At 53.2% G+C, this 18,287-nt stretch carries 19 protein-coding genes; 16 read left to right on the top strand and 3 right to left on the bottom strand.

What is annotated here, in order from left to right; all coding sequences use genetic code 11:
* Nucleotides 1-68 precede the first annotated feature (68 nt).
* From ACA071_RS22525 to fabF, 14 genes are all read left to right on the top strand, one after another.
* Entirely contained in the window at nt 69-473 is a 405-nt protein-coding gene (locus ACA071_RS22525; RefSeq protein ID WP_497641183.1) for a sugar 3,4-ketoisomerase, read from the top strand.
* Nucleotides 466-930 (top strand): acyltransferase, encoded by a 465-nt coding sequence (locus tag ACA071_RS22520; RefSeq protein ID WP_497641181.1) that lies wholly within the window; start codon nt 466-468, stop codon nt 928-930. The genes ACA071_RS22525 and ACA071_RS22520 overlap by 8 nt, the downstream gene beginning before the upstream one ends.
* Nucleotides 927-2,057, top strand: a complete 1,131-nt coding sequence (locus ACA071_RS22515) for a DegT/DnrJ/EryC1/StrS family aminotransferase (RefSeq protein WP_497641180.1) — start codon at nt 927-929, stop codon at nt 2,055-2,057. The genes ACA071_RS22520 and ACA071_RS22515 overlap by 4 nt, the downstream gene beginning before the upstream one ends.
* Nucleotides 2,054-3,343: an O-antigen translocase gene (locus tag ACA071_RS22510; RefSeq protein WP_497641179.1), complete on the top strand. Its 1,290-nt coding sequence runs from the start codon at nt 2,054-2,056 to the stop codon at nt 3,341-3,343. Before ACA071_RS22515 ends, ACA071_RS22510 begins: the two co-directional genes overlap by 4 nt.
* Entirely contained in the window at nt 3,340-4,401 is a 1,062-nt protein-coding gene (locus ACA071_RS22505; RefSeq protein ID WP_497641177.1) for a glycosyltransferase family 4 protein, read from the top strand. The genes ACA071_RS22510 and ACA071_RS22505 overlap by 4 nt, the downstream gene beginning before the upstream one ends.
* 26 nt (nt 4,402-4,427) lie before the next feature.
* Nucleotides 4,428-5,333 carry a glycosyltransferase family 2 protein gene (locus tag ACA071_RS22500; RefSeq protein ID WP_497641176.1) on the top strand — a complete coding sequence of 302 codons (906 nt, stop codon included), beginning with the start codon at nt 4,428-4,430 and terminating at the stop codon, nt 5,331-5,333.
* On the top strand, nt 5,333-6,394 hold the full coding sequence (locus ACA071_RS22495; protein ID WP_497641175.1) for an EpsG family protein: 1,062 nt from the start codon (nt 5,333-5,335) through the stop codon (nt 6,392-6,394). The genes ACA071_RS22500 and ACA071_RS22495 overlap by 1 nt, the downstream gene beginning before the upstream one ends.
* A gap of 29 nt (nt 6,395-6,423) precedes the next feature.
* Nucleotides 6,424-7,335, top strand: a complete 912-nt coding sequence (locus tag ACA071_RS22490) for a glycosyltransferase (RefSeq protein WP_497641173.1) — start codon at nt 6,424-6,426, stop codon at nt 7,333-7,335.
* The gene (locus tag ACA071_RS22485; protein ID WP_497641171.1) at nt 7,332-8,294 is read left to right on the top strand and encodes a UDP-glucose 4-epimerase family protein; all 963 of its coding nucleotides are present in this window, start codon (nt 7,332-7,334) and stop codon (nt 8,292-8,294) included. Before ACA071_RS22490 ends, ACA071_RS22485 begins: the two co-directional genes overlap by 4 nt.
* Nucleotides 8,294-9,313, top strand: a complete 1,020-nt coding sequence (locus tag ACA071_RS22480) for an MraY family glycosyltransferase (protein ID WP_497641170.1) — start codon at nt 8,294-8,296, stop codon at nt 9,311-9,313. Before ACA071_RS22485 ends, ACA071_RS22480 begins: the two co-directional genes overlap by 1 nt.
* 80 nt (nt 9,314-9,393) lie before the next feature.
* Nucleotides 9,394-11,388: a polysaccharide biosynthesis protein gene (locus ACA071_RS22475; protein WP_497645370.1), complete on the top strand. Its 1,995-nt coding sequence runs from the start codon at nt 9,394-9,396 to the stop codon at nt 11,386-11,388.
* Between the two features lie 112 nt (nt 11,389-11,500).
* A complete protein-coding gene (locus ACA071_RS22470) occupies nt 11,501-11,836 on the top strand; it encodes a ComEA family DNA-binding protein (RefSeq protein ID WP_497641168.1) in 336 nt (111 codons plus the stop codon).
* Between the two features lie 190 nt (nt 11,837-12,026).
* Nucleotides 12,027-12,821, top strand: a complete 795-nt coding sequence (locus tag ACA071_RS22465; protein WP_497641166.1) for an SDR family NAD(P)-dependent oxidoreductase — start codon at nt 12,027-12,029, stop codon at nt 12,819-12,821.
* Between the two features lie 32 nt (nt 12,822-12,853).
* A complete protein-coding gene (gene fabF, locus ACA071_RS22460; protein ID WP_497641164.1) occupies nt 12,854-14,128 on the top strand; it encodes a beta-ketoacyl-ACP synthase II in 1,275 nt (424 codons plus the stop codon).
* Here fabF and ACA071_RS22455 read toward each other — a convergent pair.
* Nucleotides 14,125-14,682, bottom strand: coding sequence for a TetR/AcrR family transcriptional regulator (locus ACA071_RS22455; RefSeq protein ID WP_497641163.1), 558 nt, complete (start codon nt 14,680-14,682; stop codon nt 14,125-14,127). The two genes, fabF and ACA071_RS22455, sit on opposite strands and share 4 nt — an antisense overlap.
* A 176-nt stretch (nt 14,683-14,858) precedes the next feature.
* Between ACA071_RS22455 and ACA071_RS22450 the strand changes: the two genes are divergently transcribed.
* Complete coding sequence (locus ACA071_RS22450; protein ID WP_497641162.1) at nt 14,859-15,512, top strand: GntR family transcriptional regulator; 654 nt, start codon at nt 14,859-14,861, stop codon at nt 15,510-15,512.
* Between the two features lie 15 nt (nt 15,513-15,527).
* Complete coding sequence (locus ACA071_RS22445; RefSeq protein WP_497641160.1) at nt 15,528-16,379, top strand: urea carboxylase-associated family protein; 852 nt, start codon at nt 15,528-15,530, stop codon at nt 16,377-16,379.
* A gap of 45 nt (nt 16,380-16,424) precedes the next feature.
* Here ACA071_RS22445 and ACA071_RS22440 read toward each other — a convergent pair whose 3' ends face one another.
* The gene (locus ACA071_RS22440) at nt 16,425-16,592 is read right to left on the bottom strand and encodes a DUF2897 family protein (RefSeq protein WP_081744012.1); all 168 of its coding nucleotides are present in this window, start codon (nt 16,590-16,592) and stop codon (nt 16,425-16,427) included.
* Between the two features lie 163 nt (nt 16,593-16,755).
* Nucleotides 16,756-18,120: an ethanolamine permease gene (gene eat / locus ACA071_RS22435; protein ID WP_497641158.1), complete on the bottom strand. Its 1,365-nt coding sequence runs from the start codon at nt 18,118-18,120 to the stop codon at nt 16,756-16,758.
* Nucleotides 18,121-18,287 lie beyond the last annotated feature (167 nt).

Here is an 18,287-nt window from a genome sequence, read left to right as displayed (position 1 = left end):
CACTTGATAGCATGGTTTTCGAAATTCAACCAAGTATCAACGGCCGCTAGTTGGTTGGTGGCACAGTAATGAGCCTGATCAACTTTCTCGACATCAAGACACTTGGCGACGAGAGGGGGCATCTTATTGCCCTTGAAAACAGTAAAAATATACCGTTCGATATCAAGCGCGTTTACTACCTGACGGACACCCTGGAAGGTGTTCCGCGCGGGTTTCATGCGCATAAAGAGCTTGTTCAAGTCGCTGTTTGTGTCTCCGGTCGCTGTTTGATGAAGATGGATGATGGCGTCCATCAGGAGGAGGTCTGGCTGGATGCTGCCAATAAAGCGATTTTGATCCACAAGATGATCTGGCACGAAATGCATGAGTTCAGTGCTGACTGCGTACTACTTGTCCTGGCCAGTGATTTTTATGATGAGCAGGATTACATCAGAAACTATGACGCTTTTCTGGAGTTGACGAAGAATGCCTAAAATTCATCCGCTCGCCGATGTGAGAAGTAAATGCATCGGAAAAGATACTCGAGTGTGGCAATTTGCGGTAGTTTTTGACGGTGCCGTTATTGGTGAGAATTGTAATATCTGCGCACACACGCTCATCGAAAATGGTGTCACCGTTGGCAGTAACGTCACGGTTAAGTCTGGTGTTTATCTTTGGGAAGGCACTGTTGTAGCCGATAACGTATTTATCGGTCCCAATGCAACATTTACCAACGATTCAATGCCACGCTCTAAAGTTTATCCAGAGTCTTTCTCGGGTATTACCATCAAGCAAGGTGCAAGTATCGGTGCGAACGCGACACTGTTACCTGGCGTGACCATCGGTGAAGACGCTATGGTCGGCGCTGGTGCGGTGGTCGTTTCGGATGTTCCAGATCGTGCAGTTGTAGTAGGTAATCCAGCAAAAGTAATCAGGTATCTCGCAAAATGATCAGTTTCCTTGACTTGAAAGCCGTTAATCAGACCTGCCGCGAAGAGTTGGTCGCCGCTTGCACGCGTGTTATCGATTCCGGTTGGTATATCGGGGGAACCGAACTCCAAGAGTTTGAAGCCAGCTATGCAGAATACTGTGGTACTCAGCACTGCATTGGTGTGGCTAACGGTTTGGATGCATTGGTTCTTGTCATTCGCGCCTGGAAGGAACTTGGTTATTTAAACGAAGGTGATGAGATACTTGTGCCTTCCAATACGTATATCGCCAGCATTCTGGCAATATCGGAAAATGGCCTTGTCCCAGTGCTGGTCGAGCCTAATCCCGCCACGTTTAATATCTGCCCTGTGCAGGCAGAGGCGGCTATCACGGAAAAAACCAAAGCGATTCTTCCCGTTCATCTTTATGGTCGAATTGCTGACATGCCAGCGATCATGGACATCGCTGAGCGTCGTGGCTTGTTGGTCCTTGAAGATTCCGCCCAGTCCCATGGCGCCAACATCGAGGGTAAAAAAGCAGGAAGCTGGGGGCACGCTTCGGGCTTCAGTTTTTATCCGGGCAAAAACCTTGGTGCGCTGGGTGATGCTGGTGCGATTACAACCAACGATGAATTGCTGGCAACCACCTTGCGGGCGCTGCGCAACTACGGCTCCCATGAGAAATACAAAAACCTCTACCGTGGCGTGAATAGTCGACTGGATGAGATTCAGGCTGCATGCCTGTCCGTTAAGCTCAAGTATCTGGATGAGCAAACCGCTCACCGACGCAATATAGCTGAACTCTACACGCGGACAATCAATAATCCAGCGATCACATTGCCTGTGACGGACAGCTTTGCGGTGTCTGAGAACGGCAGCCACGTGTGGCATGTTTATACCGTTATGTGCGAACAGCGGGAGGCTTTACAGCAGCATTTGAAGGACAGTGGCATCCAGACGTTGATCCACTATCCGATCCCCCCACATCATCAACAAGCCTACGCTGAATTGGCAAACCACTCGTTTCCAGTTTCGGAAAAAATCCACAGCCAGATTCTGAGTCTGCCGATGGGGCCAACATTATCATTGGTTGAAGCTGAAGCTGTCGTGCGAGCGTGCAATAGTTTTATCGCTAAAGAAATTAAATGAACCTTATAAAAACCAGTTTATTTAATGGAATAGCTGTTGTCATTAAGATGTTGACGCTGTTGGGGATTAACAAAGTTCTGGCTCTGTATGTCGGCCCATCTGGTTACGCTGCACTGGGGCAGCTTCAGAATGCCTTGACTATGATCACTACATTATCCAGTGGTGCGGTCAATACAGGGGTTACCAAGTACACCGCTGAGTATGTTGAAGAACCCGACAGACAACACGCCGTATGGAAAACATCATCGACTCTGGCGGCAGTGGGATCTCTCACTGTCGGTATTGTTGTTGCTGTTTTTAGCGAAAATTTATCGTTGTATTTTTTCAAAAGAGATGATTTTGGAAGCGTGTTTTTATGGGTGGCGCTGTCACTGATATTTTTCACGTTCAATGCGTTATTACTCGCCATTATCAACGGCAAGAAAGATGTCAAGACATTGGTGATTGCCAATATTGCAGGCAGCTTTTTGTCCTTGATTGTCACCGGGTTGCTTTCTTGGTTTCTAGGGCTTTACGGCGCCTTGGTGTCCCTGGGGATTTATCAGGCGTTGGCCTTTATCACCACCGTTTTTTTATGCCGGCGAGCAGATTGGTTCCAGGTCGAGTATTTCTTTGGAAGGATCGACAAGGGTATTGCTCTTGATCTAAGCAAGTATGCGGCTATGGCTTTAACTACCGCTGCCTGCTTGCCCGTTGCTCAAATATTGATTCGAAACCATCTGATCAACGAATATGGTATTGAATACGCTGGTTATTGGGAAGCCATGTGGAGGCTAAGCAGCGCCTACCTGTTGCTGGTGACGACGACGCTGGGTGTTTATTACTTACCCCGGCTTTCTGAGTTAGTGGGCTATCCGGCAGTGCGTAAAGAGGTCGTGGAGGGCTACAAATTCATACTGCCTGCCGCAGTTGCATGTTGCTTGGTTGTTTATTTGTTACGCGACTTTGTTATCCAGGTTTTATTTAGTAATCAATTCTTGCCGATGAGAGATCTTTTTGCTTTTCAACTTGTCGGTGATGTACTGAAAATAGGTAGTTGGATACTCGCATACGTGATGTTGGGCAAGGCGATGTACAAGCTGTATATCGTGACGGAAATTCTGTTTGCCATATCATTGTACGCATTGGTCCTGCTCTTTACCCGCTGGCATGGTTTTGAGGGCGTCGTCGAAGGTTATGCATTTAATTATTTTCTATACTGGGTTGTGATGGCGGGCAGCATTAAATTTGCAATGAGTCGTGAAAACGCCGATGAAGCTGGCCGACTGAAAAAGAGAAAAAAATGAAAATTTTGGTACCGGTTCTTGCTTTTTCAAGCGCAGGTGGAATGCGAGTTCTGTCGAAGCTTTCCAGCACGCTGATCGAACAGGGGCATCAGGTCGAGTTGTTGGGGCCTCATGATATAAATGAGCCCTATTATCCAACCTTGGCGAAGGTGCGGACCTTTAAAAACCATTTTAATTTTCTTCCGATTGTCAGAGGTGTTTTCAACCTGATTGGATTATTTATTTTTATTCTAAGGCATCGGAAAGACTACGACGTATTCTTAGCAAATTACAATTTGACGGCGTTCCCGGTTTCGCTTGCGGCGTTGGGGAGCGGTAAAGGATTTTATTACGTGCAAGCGTACGAGCCTGAGTTCTACAACAGAAAATCGGTTATTGGTTTCCTGAGCTATCTGATGGCATCAGCCTCTTATTTTTTGCCACTCAAACGTATCGTGAACGGGGCCATATATAAGAACTACAAGCTGTTGAACTCGCAGTACGTGGTTGAACCAGGTATAGATCTTGAAGTTTATAAGTTTTCCCCGAAAACATTGGATGAGTCGGAAGTTGTTCTAGGCTGTATAGGTCGCGAATTGGCATGGAAGGGAACATACGAAATTATCGAGGCCGTCAAATCGGTAAGGGAGGCGACGGGCAGGAACCTGATTCTGAATGTAGCATTTGAACTTCCTAAAACGATCGATCTGGCAAGCTATGAGTTCGTCAGGATGTACAGTCCTCACGGTGATGAGAACCTCGCCTCGTTTTATAGGGAGGTCGATTTATTCATCGCCACAGGTCTTCTTCAGGATGGCGCCTTTCATTACCCATGTCTTGAGTCGCTGGCCTCTGGTTGCATCGTGATATCAAATTATGGCCCGGCCACTGATGAAAACTCCCTTTATTTTAGTGGCGTTACAAAACAAAAAATTGCGCATCAGATCTTGCGCTATCTTCAAATGGACGAGACTAATCTGACAAGCATGCGAGATCACGCGGAAAATGACGTGCGAGCGTATGGTTGGTCAGAAATAGCTAAAAAGATGGTTGATTCGTTTGCGCGGCTGAGTAAATGAGTTCTTTATATTCTAAGAGTGCCGCTATGAAAATCTCTGTTGCCGCTGTGGTCGTTCTATTCAAACCGGACTTGGTGACTTTGGATCGGTTGCTTCAGAGCATCAGTGGGCAGGTGGATTTCGTCTACATAGTCGATAATACACCAGGTGCTGACGTGGGCAGCTATCAGCGAAAGTTTGATAACGAAGGATGGGTTTATCATCCCTTGCGGGAAAACTATGGGATTGCCCATGCCCATAATGTTGGAATAAAGCTAGCAAAGCAATCAGGTTGTTCTCACGTCTTGTTAATGGATCAAGACAGTGAGTTGATGCCACAGACAGTCGAAGTATTGCTAGCTGAAGAGCGTAAGCTGCTTGATGCAGGGAAAAAAGTTGCGACGATTGGACCTGTTTTTGTCGATGAAAAAACCGGCGATGCGGCACCTGCACTATCGTCATCATTGTTCGGGACGAAGAAAAACCCAATTGATTTGAAGTCCACACTCCCGGTGTCCAGTAACTATATTATTGCTTCGGGTTCGCTGATTCGTCTCGAAGTGTTGAACGATATCGGTGGGATGCAGGAAGACCTGTTTATCGACTGGGTGGATATAGAATGGTGTGAGAGAGCCTTGATGGCAGGGTATGTTTCTTATCTCACCCCCCTTGTAACCATGCGTCATAGTATCGGTGACGAGTTTGTGTATTTGTTTGGCAGGAAGATCAGTCTTCATAGTGATTTCCGTAACTATTTTATTGTGAGGAATGCGACCTATCTTGCCCTCTGGGGAAATATCGCATTACGCAGTCGGTTCCAGTTCGCCCGGAAATTACCGTATTACATTGTGTGTTATTCGCTATGCTCGACGCGTAAGTTGTACTCTACAAAGTTGCTGTGCCTTGCATTCTACGACGGTGTCACCAAAAGAATGTTCAAGGGTCGTTTTTAATGTTGTACTTGGCCGTATTTTTTTCAACAGCCCTGTGTGGGCTTTTTCCTTTTGTGCGCGAAGAGAATAGTACAAAGATTATTTCAGGTGTTTTATTTTCTTTTGTACTGTTTTTTCTGGTTATGTTTGCGGGGCTACGAGGGGCCGAAGTAGCACCGGATTATTTTAATTACATTGACTGGCTTTATAGCGTCGGTCTGTCTACTGATACTATTTTGCAGGAGTTTAAAGATCCGGGGTTTCTGCTTACGTTCAGCTTTATTCACTGGATAGGGCTGCCGGATTTTGTTTTTTTTACCCTGGTTGCCTTTCTGTCACTTCAAGCGAAAGCGATTTTTTCAAAAGAAATCTTTCAGGGTTATTTCGCGTATTTTATCTTTTTCCTGATTTTTGCCAGATTTTACATCGTTCATGACATGGTTCAGGTCCGAGTAGGTGTGGCCGTCGCGCTAGCATCTTGTGGCGTCATATTTTTCTACAGGAGCCAAGTTGCAAAAGGGTTGTTGTTCTATTGTTTGGGGCTAAGCTTTCACCTGTCAGTGGTCATGTTTTTGCCTTTCATTATTCTTATTACGTTGGGGTTTCGACATTTCACTCGTGTGCAACTGGTAGCGCTATTGATAGCCTCTTTTGCATTGAGCAGTTTGATTGCCGGGTTCTCTGCCCAATTGATGGGGTTCAGTCGATTGGCACCCTATCTTAATGGTGAGTACCATACGGGCGTTTTGTCGCTATTTTCCTTTTATTTTCTGGTTAGGTTAGCGCTCATTTCTTCTATCCTGACGTTCTATTACAAGCGTCTGTCCGGGATTGAGCATTTTACTTTGTGTATGTCAGTGGCAGGACTGGCGTTTCAGATGCTGCTCTCATGGAATGATTCGTTCTCGCTGAGAACGGCTGAAATCTTTGGTTTTTTTGATATGGCGTGCTTTGTCATGCTGATGAGGTTTTTAAATTATCGAAGCAGACTGATCTACGGGTTTCTGCTTTTTGGGATAGCGGTGGTTTTCTATATTTCATCATTGAAATTAGTTGATGTATATACTTCCGTGCTGTCCTGATTTATTCAATGTTTTGAAGTGAATTTATTATGAAACCTAATTACCTTGTGCTTCTCGCCGCTTATAACGGTATGCAATGGATATGCGAGCAGGTGGAGTCAATCCTCCGCCAGCAGGGGGTCTCGGTGACGCTTTTGATTAGTGTCGACAATTCCAGTGACGGTACTGAGGAATGGGTCTCGAAGTTGGCTGAGGCTGACCCTCGAGTCAAATACCTTGCCCATGGTGAGAAGTTTGGCGGAGCGGCCCGGAATTTTTTCCGGCTGGTCAAAGAAGCCCCGCTGGAGGGATTTGACTATTTTTCCTTTGCCGACCAGGACGATATCTGGCTGCCTGATAAGCTGATCAAAGCCATCGGTGTTATGACTTCGGCCCATGCAGATGGTTATTCGGGGAATGTCACCGCTTTCTGGCCTGATGGTCGGGAAAACCTGATTGTAAAATCCCAGCCTCAGGTCCAGTACGACCATTTATTCGAAGCCGCAGGTCCCGGGTGCACTTACGTATTCTCAAGGCAACTATTTCGAGAGTTGCAGGGTCATATCGTCAATTGCTTCTCCGAGATCCAGAACGTTACCCTTCACGATTGGTATTGCTATGCCTTCAGCCGTAATCACGGCTATACGTGGGTAATAGATGAACAGCCATACATGCGATATCGCCAGCACGACAACAATCAGGTTGGGGTGAACAGCGGTCTGAAGGCATTTCGAATAAGGCTTTCGCGGGTGTTTGATGGTTGGTGGTTGAGCCAGGCAGCGTTGATTTCCAGATTGACCGGTATTGCAGACAGTTCTTTCGTACGGAGCTGGATCAAGTTACGACGCCTGGATCTGTTGCGGCTGTCGATGGCCGGTTACAAATGTCGTAGGCGTACCCGAGACAAACTGGTCTTCTCGGCGCTTTGCTTCGTGCTTGCTATTCTGAGACACAGAAAATGACTAGCTTATTGATTACTGGCAGTAGCGGGTTCGTGGGACGCCACCTGCTTGGGACGTTGGCCGGACTGGAGGATTACAAGATAGGAGCGCTGGTTCGCAGGGTGCCCGCTCATCCTTGCGAGTGCGCGGTTTATCACCAGTTAAGCGACTTTTCGACGATCACCGACAAACACGATGCGCTGAAGGATGTCGACGTGGTTATTCACTTGGCGTCACGGGTGCACGTCATGAATGATACGGAGGCCGATCCGCTCGCCGCGTTCCGTCGCGTGAATGTCGAACACACGTTGCAACTCGCCCGCAGTGCCGCGCAAGCCGGAGTCAAGAGGTTCATCTTCGTCAGCTCGGTCAAGGTTAACGGTGAGGGGACCATGCCCGGCCATCCTTATCGTGAGACAGATGTGCCGACTCCTACAGATCCCTACGGCGTTTCCAAGATGGAGGCGGAGCAAGGTTTGCGTCTATTGGCGTCCGAGACTGGGCTGGAAGTTGTGATCATTAGACCGGTGCTCGTTTATGGCCCCGGGGTCAAAGCCAACTTTGAAAGCATGATGAAGTGGCTGAGCAAGGGGGTTCCATTACCTTTTGGTGCGATCCGAAATCATCGCAGCCTGGTCGCTTTGGATAATCTGGTGGATTTTATGCTGACCTGTACCCAGCATCCGGCAGCAGCTGATCAAACATTCCTGGTCAGTGATGGCGAGGATGTTTCTACCACGCAGTTATTGCAGAAACTCGCCCGTGCGTTGAACGCTCCAGCGCGCTTAATGCCTGTTCCCGAGTGGGTGTTGACGGCCAGTGCCAGATTGGTGGGTAAAGCGGCATTGTCTCAGCGACTTTGCGGCTCACTTCAGGTCGATATCACCAAGGCTTGCTCCTTGTTGGGCTGGAGCCCGGTTGTAACGGTTGATCAAGGATTGCGCGAAACCGCAGAATATTTTTTGAGCGAGCGAAATTGATGACGTACTGGTATGTATTCCCGATAGCTGCATTGGCGTCTTTGGTTCTGACGGCGGTGCTACGTCGATATGCGTTGAATAGAAGCATCATTGATATTCCCAATGCCCGCAGCTCTCATTCGATCCCTACACCTCGTGGCGGTGGTGTCGCGATTGTCGTTGCGTTCCTGCTTTCACTTGTACTGCTCGCCTGTCTGCAACTTCAAGCTTATGCGCAAATCACGGCGTTGTTCGGCTCCGGCATTCTCGTGGCGGTGATTGGTTTTATGGACGATCATGGCCATATTGCTGCGCGTTGGCGCCTGCTCGGGCACTTTGTGGCGGCATTGTGGGCATTGTTCTGGCTTGAAGGATTGCCTGCCCTGAATTTCTTTGGCTTGAGTGTCGACTTGAGTTGGTTCGGTCACGCACTAGCGGCGTTCTACCTGGTCTGGATGCTTAATCTTTACAACTTCATGGACGGTATCGACGGCATTGCCAGCCTGGAGGCCATCTGTGCCTGCGTCGGCCTGACGTTCAGCTATTGGTTGACGGGCCATGAGTCGATGATATGGGCACCGCTTTTATTGGCGATGTCTGTCATAGGATTCCTGTACTGGAATTTTCCTCCTGCGCGAATTTTCATGGGCGACGCTGGCAGCGGTTTTCTCGGGATCATTCTGGGCGTGCTTTCCATTCAGGCGGCGTGGATCGGTAGTGAGTTCTTATTTGCCTGGCTGATCATGCTGGGGGTATTTGTCGTTGATGCCACTTTCACATTGATACGCCGACTGGTTCGGGGGGATAAAGTGTATGAGGCTCATCGTAGTCATGCTTATCAGTACGCCTCCCGTCTTTACGGCAAGCACCTGCCGGTCACCCTCGCCGTTACCTTGATCAACCTGCTTTGGTTACTTCCGCTCTCACTCAGCGTAACCTTGTTGGGATTGGACGGTGCCACTGGATTGGCGGTCGCTTATGTTCCGTTGATTCTACTGGCCGTGAAGTTCAAGGCTGGAGAATTCGAGAGAGTCGTTTGACGGCATAAATTCACATCTTCAGAACTCAGGAAAGTTGTAGCGTGAAATCAGGGGAACAGAACGAAGTGGTGAACGGATTTATGGAGCAGATACGGACCCGGCTGCTGGCTTTGCCTCGGCGCTATAAGCGCCTTTTACAGGTTGCGACCGATACCGTGCTGGTGTGGTTCTCACTTTGGCTTTCTTTTGTTGTTCGACTGGGTCTGGATGAGATCGTTAATCCGTTTACCACCCACCGTTGGCTGTTCGTCTTCGCGCCGCTCGTTGCCATCCCCTTGTTCATCCGCTTTGGCATGTACCGCGCGGTCATGCGTTATTTCGGGAATGATGCACTGATAGCCATCGTCAAGGCGGTCAGTCTGTCCGCGCTGATTCTCGGCGTGATTGTATATTGGTACAGCAACCATGCGAATGTGATTCCACGCTCGATCATCTTCAACTACTGGTGGTTGAGCTTGATCATGATCGGTGGGCTGCGTCTGGCGATGCGCCAGTACTTTCTGGGTGACTGGTTTGCAGCTGCCCAACATGTACCGTTCACCAATCGTGACGATGGTCTGCCAAGAGTGGCGATCTATGGTGCCGGTGCGGCAGGCAATCAATTGGTTGCTGCGTTGCGCATGGGCCGGGTCATGCGGCCGGTGGCATTTATCGACGATGACAGCGGAATTGCCGACAGAGTCATCTCGGGTCTGCAGGTCTATAAGCCCAAGCATATACAGCAGATGATTGATTCAACGGGGGTACAGGAGATTCTCCTCGCCATCCCTTCCTCCAATCGCGGTCGACGCCGAGAGATCCTCGGTTTTCTGGAGCAGTTCCCGCTGCATGTTCGCAGTGTCCCGGGTTTCATGGACCTGGCGAGCGGGCGTGTAAAGGTCGACGATATTCAGGAAGTGGACATCGCCGACCTGCTGGGGCGTGATGCGGTCCCGGCCCAGGGCGACCTCCTTGAACACTGTATCAAGGGGCAATCGGTCTTGGTGACGGGAGCGGGTGGTTCCATCGGATCTGAGCTCTGCCGACAGATACTGGCCTTGAATCCCACGACGCTTTTGCTGTTTGAGCACAGCGAATTCAACCTGTATTCGATCCTTTCGGAGCTCGAGCAGCGTATCGCCCGTGAGTCCCTTTCGGTGCGACTATTGCCAATCCTGGGTTCCGTGCGTAATCAGGACAAGCTGTTAGACGTTATGAAAACCTGGCGTGTCGATACGGTTTATCACGCGGCAGCCTACAAGCACGTCCCAATGGTCGAGCACAATATCGCCGAAGGCGTCTTGAATAATGTCATCGGCACTCTAAACACCGCGCAAGCAGCATTGACCGCAGGGGTAGCGAACTTTGTTCTTATTTCGACGGACAAGGCCGTGCGACCTACCAATGTGATGGGAAGTACCAAGCGCCTTGCGGAGCTGACGTTGCAGGCACTTAGTCGTGAACTTGCACCAGTGCTCTTTGGAGACAGCTCAAATGTTTCACGAGTCAACAAAACGCGTTTCACGATGGTGCGATTCGGGAATGTCCTGGGCTCGTCAGGTTCGGTTATTCCGCTGTTCTATAAGCAGATCAAGTCAGGCGGTCCATTGACCGTCACGCATCCCAAAATCACCCGTTACTTCATGACCATTCCAGAAGCGGCCCAATTGGTCATCCAGGCCGGCTCCATGGGGCAGGGTGGAGACGTATTTGTTCTGGACATGGGTGAGCCGGTCCGAATCGTCGAGCTGGCCGAGAAGATGATTCATTTGTCAGGCCTGAGCGTGCGTTCGGACAAAAACCTGCACGGTGATATCTCTATCGAGTTCACTGGTTTGCGGCCGGGTGAAAAACTTTACGAAGAGTTGCTGATCGGTGACAACGTAGCGGTCACCCAGCATCCGATGATCATGACTGCCAACGAAGATCATCTGCCGTGGGATGACCTGAAAGCGAAGCTGACCGAGCTGGTGAGTGCGGTTGAAAAACACGACTACTCCCGCGTCCGCCAACTCCTGCGCGAAACCGTCAGCGGCTACACCCCCGACGGCGAGATCGTCGACTGGATCTACCAGCAGCGCCGCCTCGAACCCTGATTGTTTCACATTCTGTAACGTACACACTTTTGACAGCTCCACGCCATCGCCTAAGTTTGGAGAGCAGCTTCGGAAAAGCTGCTTTCCCAATCGATGTCATGGAGCTTCATTTATGCGTACAGGTTATTTCTCCTCCCTGGTTTTTGCCCTGCTCACCAGCGCCTCTATCGCTGCCATTGCTGCACCTGCAACCAAGCCCGAAGCGGTTAATGCACCGTTGGTGCTGGATGTCGCCGCCAAGGCACAGGGCGAAAAAATCGATCTGAACGGCGCCGATGCCACGACGTTGCAGCGCGAACTGGCGGGTGTCGGTGAGGCCAAGGCCAAGGCGATTGTTGCGTATCGTGAGACGAATGGGCCGTTTGCATCGGTGGACGAGTTGTTGGAAGTGAAGGGTATTGGCAAAGCGATTCTGGACAGGAATCGTGAAAAGCTCGAAGTGAACTAAGCTTGTAGATCAACGCCAAGGGGGCCGGTCATTGACCGGCCTTTTTGCATTCTGGCGTCAGCGTTGATGATCGGCCTTTGGTCGGGCCGTAAAAAATTACGTCTATCATATTGCGTTTGGATTATGCCTATAATAAAAGGCCGAAGCGCTGTGGCGCTCATCTTCCCTCAAGCATTCCAGGAGCACAGTCATGACTTCCACCCAGTCCCAAGGTACGGCCCTCGTCACCGGTGCTTCTTCCGGTATCGGGGCGATTTACGCGGAGCGGTTGGCAGCCCGTGGTTTTGATTTGTTGTTGGTTGCTCGCGACGAGCAGCGACTGGAGGCGGCGGCGAGCAAGTTGCGCGCCGAGCATGGTGTTCGGGTCGAGGTGCTCAAGGCCGACCTGACGCAAAAAGAAGAAGTGCTGAAGCTTGAGCAGCGTCTGCGCAGCGATTCGAGTATCAGTTTGTTGCTCAACAATGCGGGCGTCGCAGCCGATGGTTTGTTGGCCAACGCCGATATGGATCAGTTGGAGCGTTTAATTCAGCTCAACGTCACCACCGTCACGCGGCTGGCTTCGGCGGCAGCAGCCAGTTTTGCCAAGGCCGGTCGCGGCACGATCATTAACATCGCGTCCGTGGTGGCACTGTTCCCTGAACGTTTCAACGCGACTTACAGCGCCAGCAAGGCGTATGTTCTGAGTCTGACCCAATCGCTGAATGCTGAATTGGATGGCACCGGAGTTCAGGTGCAAGCGGTGTTGCCGGGGGTGACACGCACCGAGATCTGGGAGCGTTCCGGCATCGACACCAGTGGCATTCCGGCGGAAATGGTCATGGAAACAGGGGACATGGTCGACGCGGCGTTGTCCGGTCTGGACCAGGGTGAACTGATCACCATTCCTTCGTTGCCGGAAGCGTCCGAGTGGGAAGCCTTTGTTGCGGCCCGTCATGTGATGGCGCCGAACTTGTCTCGAGACAAAGCCGCCGCACGCTATAAGTGAGGCGCCATGAATCGGTTTGAGGTGAAAGCGGTATGAGTGATCGTCGAGTCGTTGTAACGGGTATGGGCCTGGTGTCGCCGCTGGGCAGTGGCGTCGAGGCAGTCTGGGCTCGCCTGCTGGCCGGGCGCTCCGGGTTGCGCGTGTTGCCGGACGAAGTGGTCGCCGATTTGCCGGCGAAGGTCGGTGGCGCCGTGCCGAGCCTGGCTGAAGACGCTGAAGCCGGTTTCGACCCGGACCGGGCCACCCCGCCCAAAGAACAGAAGAAGATGGACCGCTTCATCATGTTTGCCATGGAGGCGGCACGCCAGGCGCTGGAGCAGGCCGGTTGGCAAGCGCAGGACGCCAATGCCCAGGAACGCACAGCGACCATCATCGGCTCAGGTGTAGGCGGTTTTGGTGCGATAGCCGATGCGGTGCGCACCACTGACACTCGCGGGCCGCGACGCTTGTCGCCGTTTACCATTCCGTCGTTTCTGGTCAATCTCGCGGCCGGCCATGTGTCGATCCAGCATGGCTTCAAAGGCCCGTTGGGTGCACCAGTTACCGCGTGTGCGGCGGGCGTTCAGGCCATCGGCGATGCGGCGCGACTGATTCGTTGTGGCGAGGCCGATATTGCCGTGTGCGGCGGGGCGGAGGCGGCGATCGATCGCGTCAGCCTGGCCGGGTTTGCGGCTGCTCGTGCCTTGTCCAGCGGTTTCAATGAAACGCCGGAGCGCGCCTCGCGGCCATTCGACAGTGATCGCGACGGATTCGTAATGGGTGAAGGTTCGGGTCTGCTGGTGATCGAATCCCTGGAGCATGCGCTGGCCCGTGGGGCTCAGCCTATTGCGGAGCTGGTCGGCTACGGCACCAGCGCCGACGCCTATCACCTGACGGCCGGGCCTGAAGATGGTAGCGGTGCACGTCGGGCGATGTCGCTGGCGTTGGCGCAGGCGGGGATTTCGCCGGCGCAGGTCCAGCACCTCAACGCTCATGCGACCTCGACACCGGTTGGGGACCTGGGGGAGTTGGCGGCGATCAAGTCGTTGTTTGGCACGGATAACAAGATTGCCGTGACCTCGACCAAGTCCGCCACCGGGCATCTGCTCGGCGCCGCTGGCGGGATCGAGGCGATCTTCACGCTGTTGGCAATCCGCGATCAGATCGTGCCCGCAACCCTCAATTTCGAAAAACCGGACCCGGCGGCGCAAGGGGTGGATATCGTCCACGGCCAGGCGCGGTCGATGCCGATCGAATACGCCTTGTCCAACGGCTTCGGCTTTGGTGGGGTCAATGCCAGTGTGCTGTTCAAGCGCTGGCAGGACTAGTTGTTGTCCTGTTTGAGATGATCGCGAGTTACGTCGAGAATCCGTTGGGCCAGCTCAGGGTTCTCGACACTGCGTGATAACAGCAGCGCCCCGACCAGCGTCGACATGATGACGATGCTGCGCTCGGCAGCGTTTTCGCCTTCCAGGGTGCCTTGCACCTGTTCCAGACGCGCGTTTAGCACCGCATCGCTGGTGGGGCTCGCTTGCCCGCGCAGCCCCAGTTCCGACGACATGGTCGGCAGTGGGCATCCTTGATGGGGTGACGTCTGGTGCCATTCGGACAAGTAGGTATCGATGAAGGCGTCCAGCGGATGCTCGGAAGCGAACAGCTCGGCGCACAACCCTTCAACTTCTTCGCCTGCGGCCACCAGAGCCTTTTCCACCAGTTCATCCTTGGACTTGAAGTGAGAATAGAAGCCGCCGTGGGTCAGGCCCAGGGCTTTCATCAGTGGTTGCAAGCCGGTAGCACCGATTCCGTCGCGGCGGAAACGTGCTGACGCTTCCTTGATGATGCGTTGGTGGGTCTGGGCTTTATGGTCCTGCGAGTAACGCATCTCGAATCTCCGCGACAATGCGCCATATTAACCAATGAATGTTGAATGGTGACTGTACTTCTACTTCTAAAAAGCATGCAGATGCGTCCAACATCGGTTGGGATGTTCCTTGAGATTGGCATGAATAGTGATTACTCATTCGCTAACGATTGTTGAACAATCACGAGGCGACACATATGAGTAGCGGATTGTCCCTGGCCGATCACATCACCCTGGAGTTGCGCGCCGACATCATCGGCGGCCGTTTGTTGCCGGGCATGGCGCTGGTGGAAAACGATCTGGTGTCGGCCTACAACGCCTCGCGCAACACCATTCGCGAAGCGCTGCATCGGCTGGGGCAGGAAGGCCTGACCCGCTATGTGCGCAACAAAGGCGTGATGGTGCGCAGGGTCGGCGCCGATGACGTGCGCGACTTGTTCAAGGTACGCCGCACGCTCGAATTGCAAGCCATCAGCAGCAGCCAGCCGCTGCGCGAATACCAGTCCGACCGAATGCTCGAAGCCCTCGAGGCCACGGAACTGGCCCGGGATCGTGAAGACTGGCGCGCGGTCGGCACCCACAGCCTGGCGTTTCATCAACATATCGTCGGGTTGCTGCGCAGCCCATTGTTCGATGAGTTCTTCACCAACGTCGTCGCGCAGCTGCGCCTGGTGTTTTGCAGCGCGCCTGATGAAGCGCGCTTCCAGGCGCCATGGCTGGCCCGCGACCGGCTGATCCACGACCTGCTGGCCGAAGGGAACAAGGCCATGGCATTGGATGCGATGAGCCTGTATCTCGACGATTCCGAGCAACTGCTGTTGCAGATAATGACCCCTGTTTCCCATCACTGATCGAGGACTCGTGCCATGTACAAAGACTATCCGGCGGCCTATCAAGTCAGCAAAGGCTCGGCGTTGCAGGTGGACAAGGCGTTCTATGAACGGGTCCGTGACAGCAAGGACGGGCGCACGTTGATCGAGCAGTTCGAAGTGCCGATCCGTACCGGCCGCGCCTGGCATGTGCCGGCCGGGCACGTATTTCGAGTCACCACCCCTGTCGGCCCGCAGGTCGGGGATTTCAACGTCTGGAATGCCCATGACCCACGGGAACGCCTGTGGGCCGCGCGCACCCGGCAGTTGCAGGGCGCCCATGTCAGCACCCACGACCGTCTGTGGTCGAACCTGCCGTTTTTACGCCCGCTGGTGACCATCACCGATGACAGCCTGGCGGGTTACGGCATCGACGAGCACGGCGGTCGTTTGCATGATCTGCTCGGCACGCGTTGCGATCCGTATGTGAACAAAATGCTCACTGGCGAGGACTTTCATCACCACTGCCATTCGAACCTGACCCGCGCCGTGCTGCCTCATGGCCTGACCGAGTTCGACGTGCATGATGTGCTGAACATCTTCCAGTGCACCGGCCTGAACCATGACGACATGTACTTCATGAAGGCTTGCCCGGCGCAGAAGGGCGATTACCTGGAGTTCTTTGCCGAAATCGATTTGTTGTGTGCGCTGTCGACCTGCCCGGGCGGTGATTTGTCGCTGGCCATGTGGGGGCCGGATGCGCAGGATCCGCTGAGCGTGTGTCGCCCGCTGGGGGTGGAGATTTATCGATTGGAGGATTCGTTACTTGAGGGCTGGAGCCAGCCTGAGCGTGCCGCGTACAAAGGCCAGCATGGCTTGCACATCGCCAAGGCCGATTGGGAGAAGTAGAAACGCAAAACCCCATCATTCGAGTTGAATGATGGGGTTTTTCGGTTAGCGGTCCTGCGCTTCCTTGGCATCCATTTCCGCATTGCGTTCGGCGACGCGTTTACGTTGCTCTTCGGTCAGATCGACCTTGGTGGCGGTGTCGCGCAACATCATCAAACCGCCAACGATCGAGCCGATTGCAACGACCAGAATCAACCAGGCATACCAGGGCATAGGGCTCTCCTTGAGGGCAGGCCGGTTCGCGGGTTTCGCCAACCGATCGTGCCTACCACTTTGAGCGATTAGTTTTCGCAGTGGTTCCATTCTATGCCTGTTACGCCTCGTTCACCTGCTCGGTGTCACGGTTGCCCGAAACACCTCTACGGGTCTTATGTCGTTACAACCCGGTCAACATCGCATCCGCCGGTGCATCGGCACGCAATTGCGCGGTGAGCATGAAGTACACGAAACCCACCGCCATGAAGCCAAGGAAGATCACCCCGATCAAGGCATTGAACCAAGCCATCGCCACCAGGCATACCACCGCCAGCACCAGCGCGATCATCGGCACCAGCGGATAGCACGGGGCGCGGAAAGTCCGTTCCAGGTTCGGCTCGGTTTTACGCAGTTTGAACAGGCTGAGCATGCTCATGATGTACATCACGATTGCGCCGAACACCGCCATGGTGATCATCGCTGCTGTCAGCGTCATGCCACCGAGGTTGATCAAACCATCGCTGTAGATCGCCGCGATACCGATCAAGCCACCGGCAATGATTGCTCGGTGTGGCGTCTGGAAGCGCGATAGCTTGGCCAGGGATTTAGGCAGGTATCCGGCCCGGGCCAGGGCGAAGAACTGCCGCGAGTAGCCAAGAATAATGCCGTGGAAACTCGCCACCAGACCGAACAGCCCGATCCACACCAGCATGTGCAACCAGCCGGAGCTTTCGCCAACCACGGCTTTCATCGCCTGTGGCAATGGGTCGTTGATGTTCGACAGAGTGCGCCAGTCGCCCACGCCACCGGCAAAGAACATCACGCCCATGGCCAGCAGCACTAGGGTCAGAATGCCGCTGATATAGGCTTTCGGAATCGTCCGCTTCGGGTCCTTGGCTTCTTCGGCCGCCATGGCCGCGCCTTCGATGGCCAGGAAAAACCAGATCGCAAACGGGATCGCCGCAAACATCCCGGCAATCGCCGGCATGCTGAACACATCGGAGCCGGCCCAGCCATTGAGGGCGAAGTTGCTGAAGCTGAACGCTGGCGCGACGACTCCCATGAACACGAGCAGTTCGGCCACGGCCAATACGCAGACGATCAACTCGAAGGTTGCAGCGAGTTTCACCCCGAGGATGTTCAGGCCCATAAACACGATGTAGGCGCCGACGGCCGCGTGCTTTGGATCAAGCGCCGGAAACTGCACATTCAGGTACGCGCCAATCGCCAACGCGATGGCGGGCGGGGCGAAGACGAATTCGATCAGCGTCGCCAGCCCGGCGATCAGTCCACCTTTCTCGCCAAAGGCGCGGCGGCTGTAGGCAAAGGGACCGCCGGCATGGGGAATCGCCGTGGTCAGCTCGGTGAAACTGAAAATAAAGCAGGTGTACATGGTCGCGACCATAAAGGACGTCACCAGAAAGCCCAATGTGCCTGCTACGCCCCAGCCATAACTCCAGCCGAAATACTCACCGGAAATCACCAGCCCGACCGCAATGCCCCATAGGTGCAGCGTGCCCAGCGTGGGTTTGAGTTGTGTGTTCATGCGTTGCTCCCCGAACGGTTTGAAAAGCTCGGGGGAGGGCGCGTGCAGCGGGCGTGCCATTTTGTATTGGCGCGTCGTAAAGGGCTGAAAGCTGTCGTATCGGGGATGATCGCTGCTGGATGTGCGTTTTTTGTGCGCCAGTTGGGAGCAGCTTCGCCTGTTATGCC

This window comes from Pseudomonas sp. LBUM1646 (genome assembly GCF_059716165.1).
This window is presented reverse-complemented; position numbering and strand designations above follow the sequence as displayed.

Bases quoted from the DNA above. Each gene is read 5' to 3' on its own strand.
- ACA071_RS22525 (WP_497641183.1), top strand. From the start codon at position 69: ATGAGCCTGATCAACTTTCTCGACATCAAGACACTTGGCGACGAGAGG.
- ACA071_RS22520 (WP_497641181.1), top strand. From the start codon at position 466: ATGCCTAAAATTCATCCGCTCGCCGATGTGAGAAGTAAATGCATCGGA.
- ACA071_RS22515 (WP_497641180.1), top strand. From the start codon at position 927: ATGATCAGTTTCCTTGACTTGAAAGCCGTTAATCAGACCTGCCGCGAA.
- ACA071_RS22510 (WP_497641179.1), top strand. From the start codon at position 2,054: ATGAACCTTATAAAAACCAGTTTATTTAATGGAATAGCTGTTGTCATT.
- ACA071_RS22505 (WP_497641177.1), top strand. From the start codon at position 3,340: ATGAAAATTTTGGTACCGGTTCTTGCTTTTTCAAGCGCAGGTGGAATG.
- ACA071_RS22500 (WP_497641176.1), top strand. From the start codon at position 4,428: ATGAAAATCTCTGTTGCCGCTGTGGTCGTTCTATTCAAACCGGACTTG.
- ACA071_RS22495 (WP_497641175.1), top strand. From the start codon at position 5,333: ATGTTGTACTTGGCCGTATTTTTTTCAACAGCCCTGTGTGGGCTTTTT.
- ACA071_RS22490 (WP_497641173.1), top strand. From the start codon at position 6,424: ATGAAACCTAATTACCTTGTGCTTCTCGCCGCTTATAACGGTATGCAA.
- ACA071_RS22485 (WP_497641171.1), top strand. From the start codon at position 7,332: ATGACTAGCTTATTGATTACTGGCAGTAGCGGGTTCGTGGGACGCCAC.
- ACA071_RS22480 (WP_497641170.1), top strand. From the start codon at position 8,294: ATGACGTACTGGTATGTATTCCCGATAGCTGCATTGGCGTCTTTGGTT.
- ACA071_RS22475 (WP_497645370.1), top strand. From the start codon at position 9,394: ATGGAGCAGATACGGACCCGGCTGCTGGCTTTGCCTCGGCGCTATAAG.
- ACA071_RS22470 (WP_497641168.1), top strand. From the start codon at position 11,501: ATGCGTACAGGTTATTTCTCCTCCCTGGTTTTTGCCCTGCTCACCAGC.
- ACA071_RS22465 (WP_497641166.1), top strand. From the start codon at position 12,027: ATGACTTCCACCCAGTCCCAAGGTACGGCCCTCGTCACCGGTGCTTCT.
- fabF (WP_497641164.1), top strand. From the start codon at position 12,854: ATGAGTGATCGTCGAGTCGTTGTAACGGGTATGGGCCTGGTGTCGCCG.
- ACA071_RS22455 (WP_497641163.1), bottom strand. From the start codon at position 14,682: ATGCGTTACTCGCAGGACCATAAAGCCCAGACCCACCAACGCATCATC.
- ACA071_RS22450 (WP_497641162.1), top strand. From the start codon at position 14,859: ATGAGTAGCGGATTGTCCCTGGCCGATCACATCACCCTGGAGTTGCGC.
- ACA071_RS22445 (WP_497641160.1), top strand. From the start codon at position 15,528: ATGTACAAAGACTATCCGGCGGCCTATCAAGTCAGCAAAGGCTCGGCG.
- ACA071_RS22440 (WP_081744012.1), bottom strand. From the start codon at position 16,592: ATGCCCTGGTATGCCTGGTTGATTCTGGTCGTTGCAATCGGCTCGATC.
- eat (WP_497641158.1), bottom strand. From the start codon at position 18,120: ATGAACACACAACTCAAACCCACGCTGGGCACGCTGCACCTATGGGGC.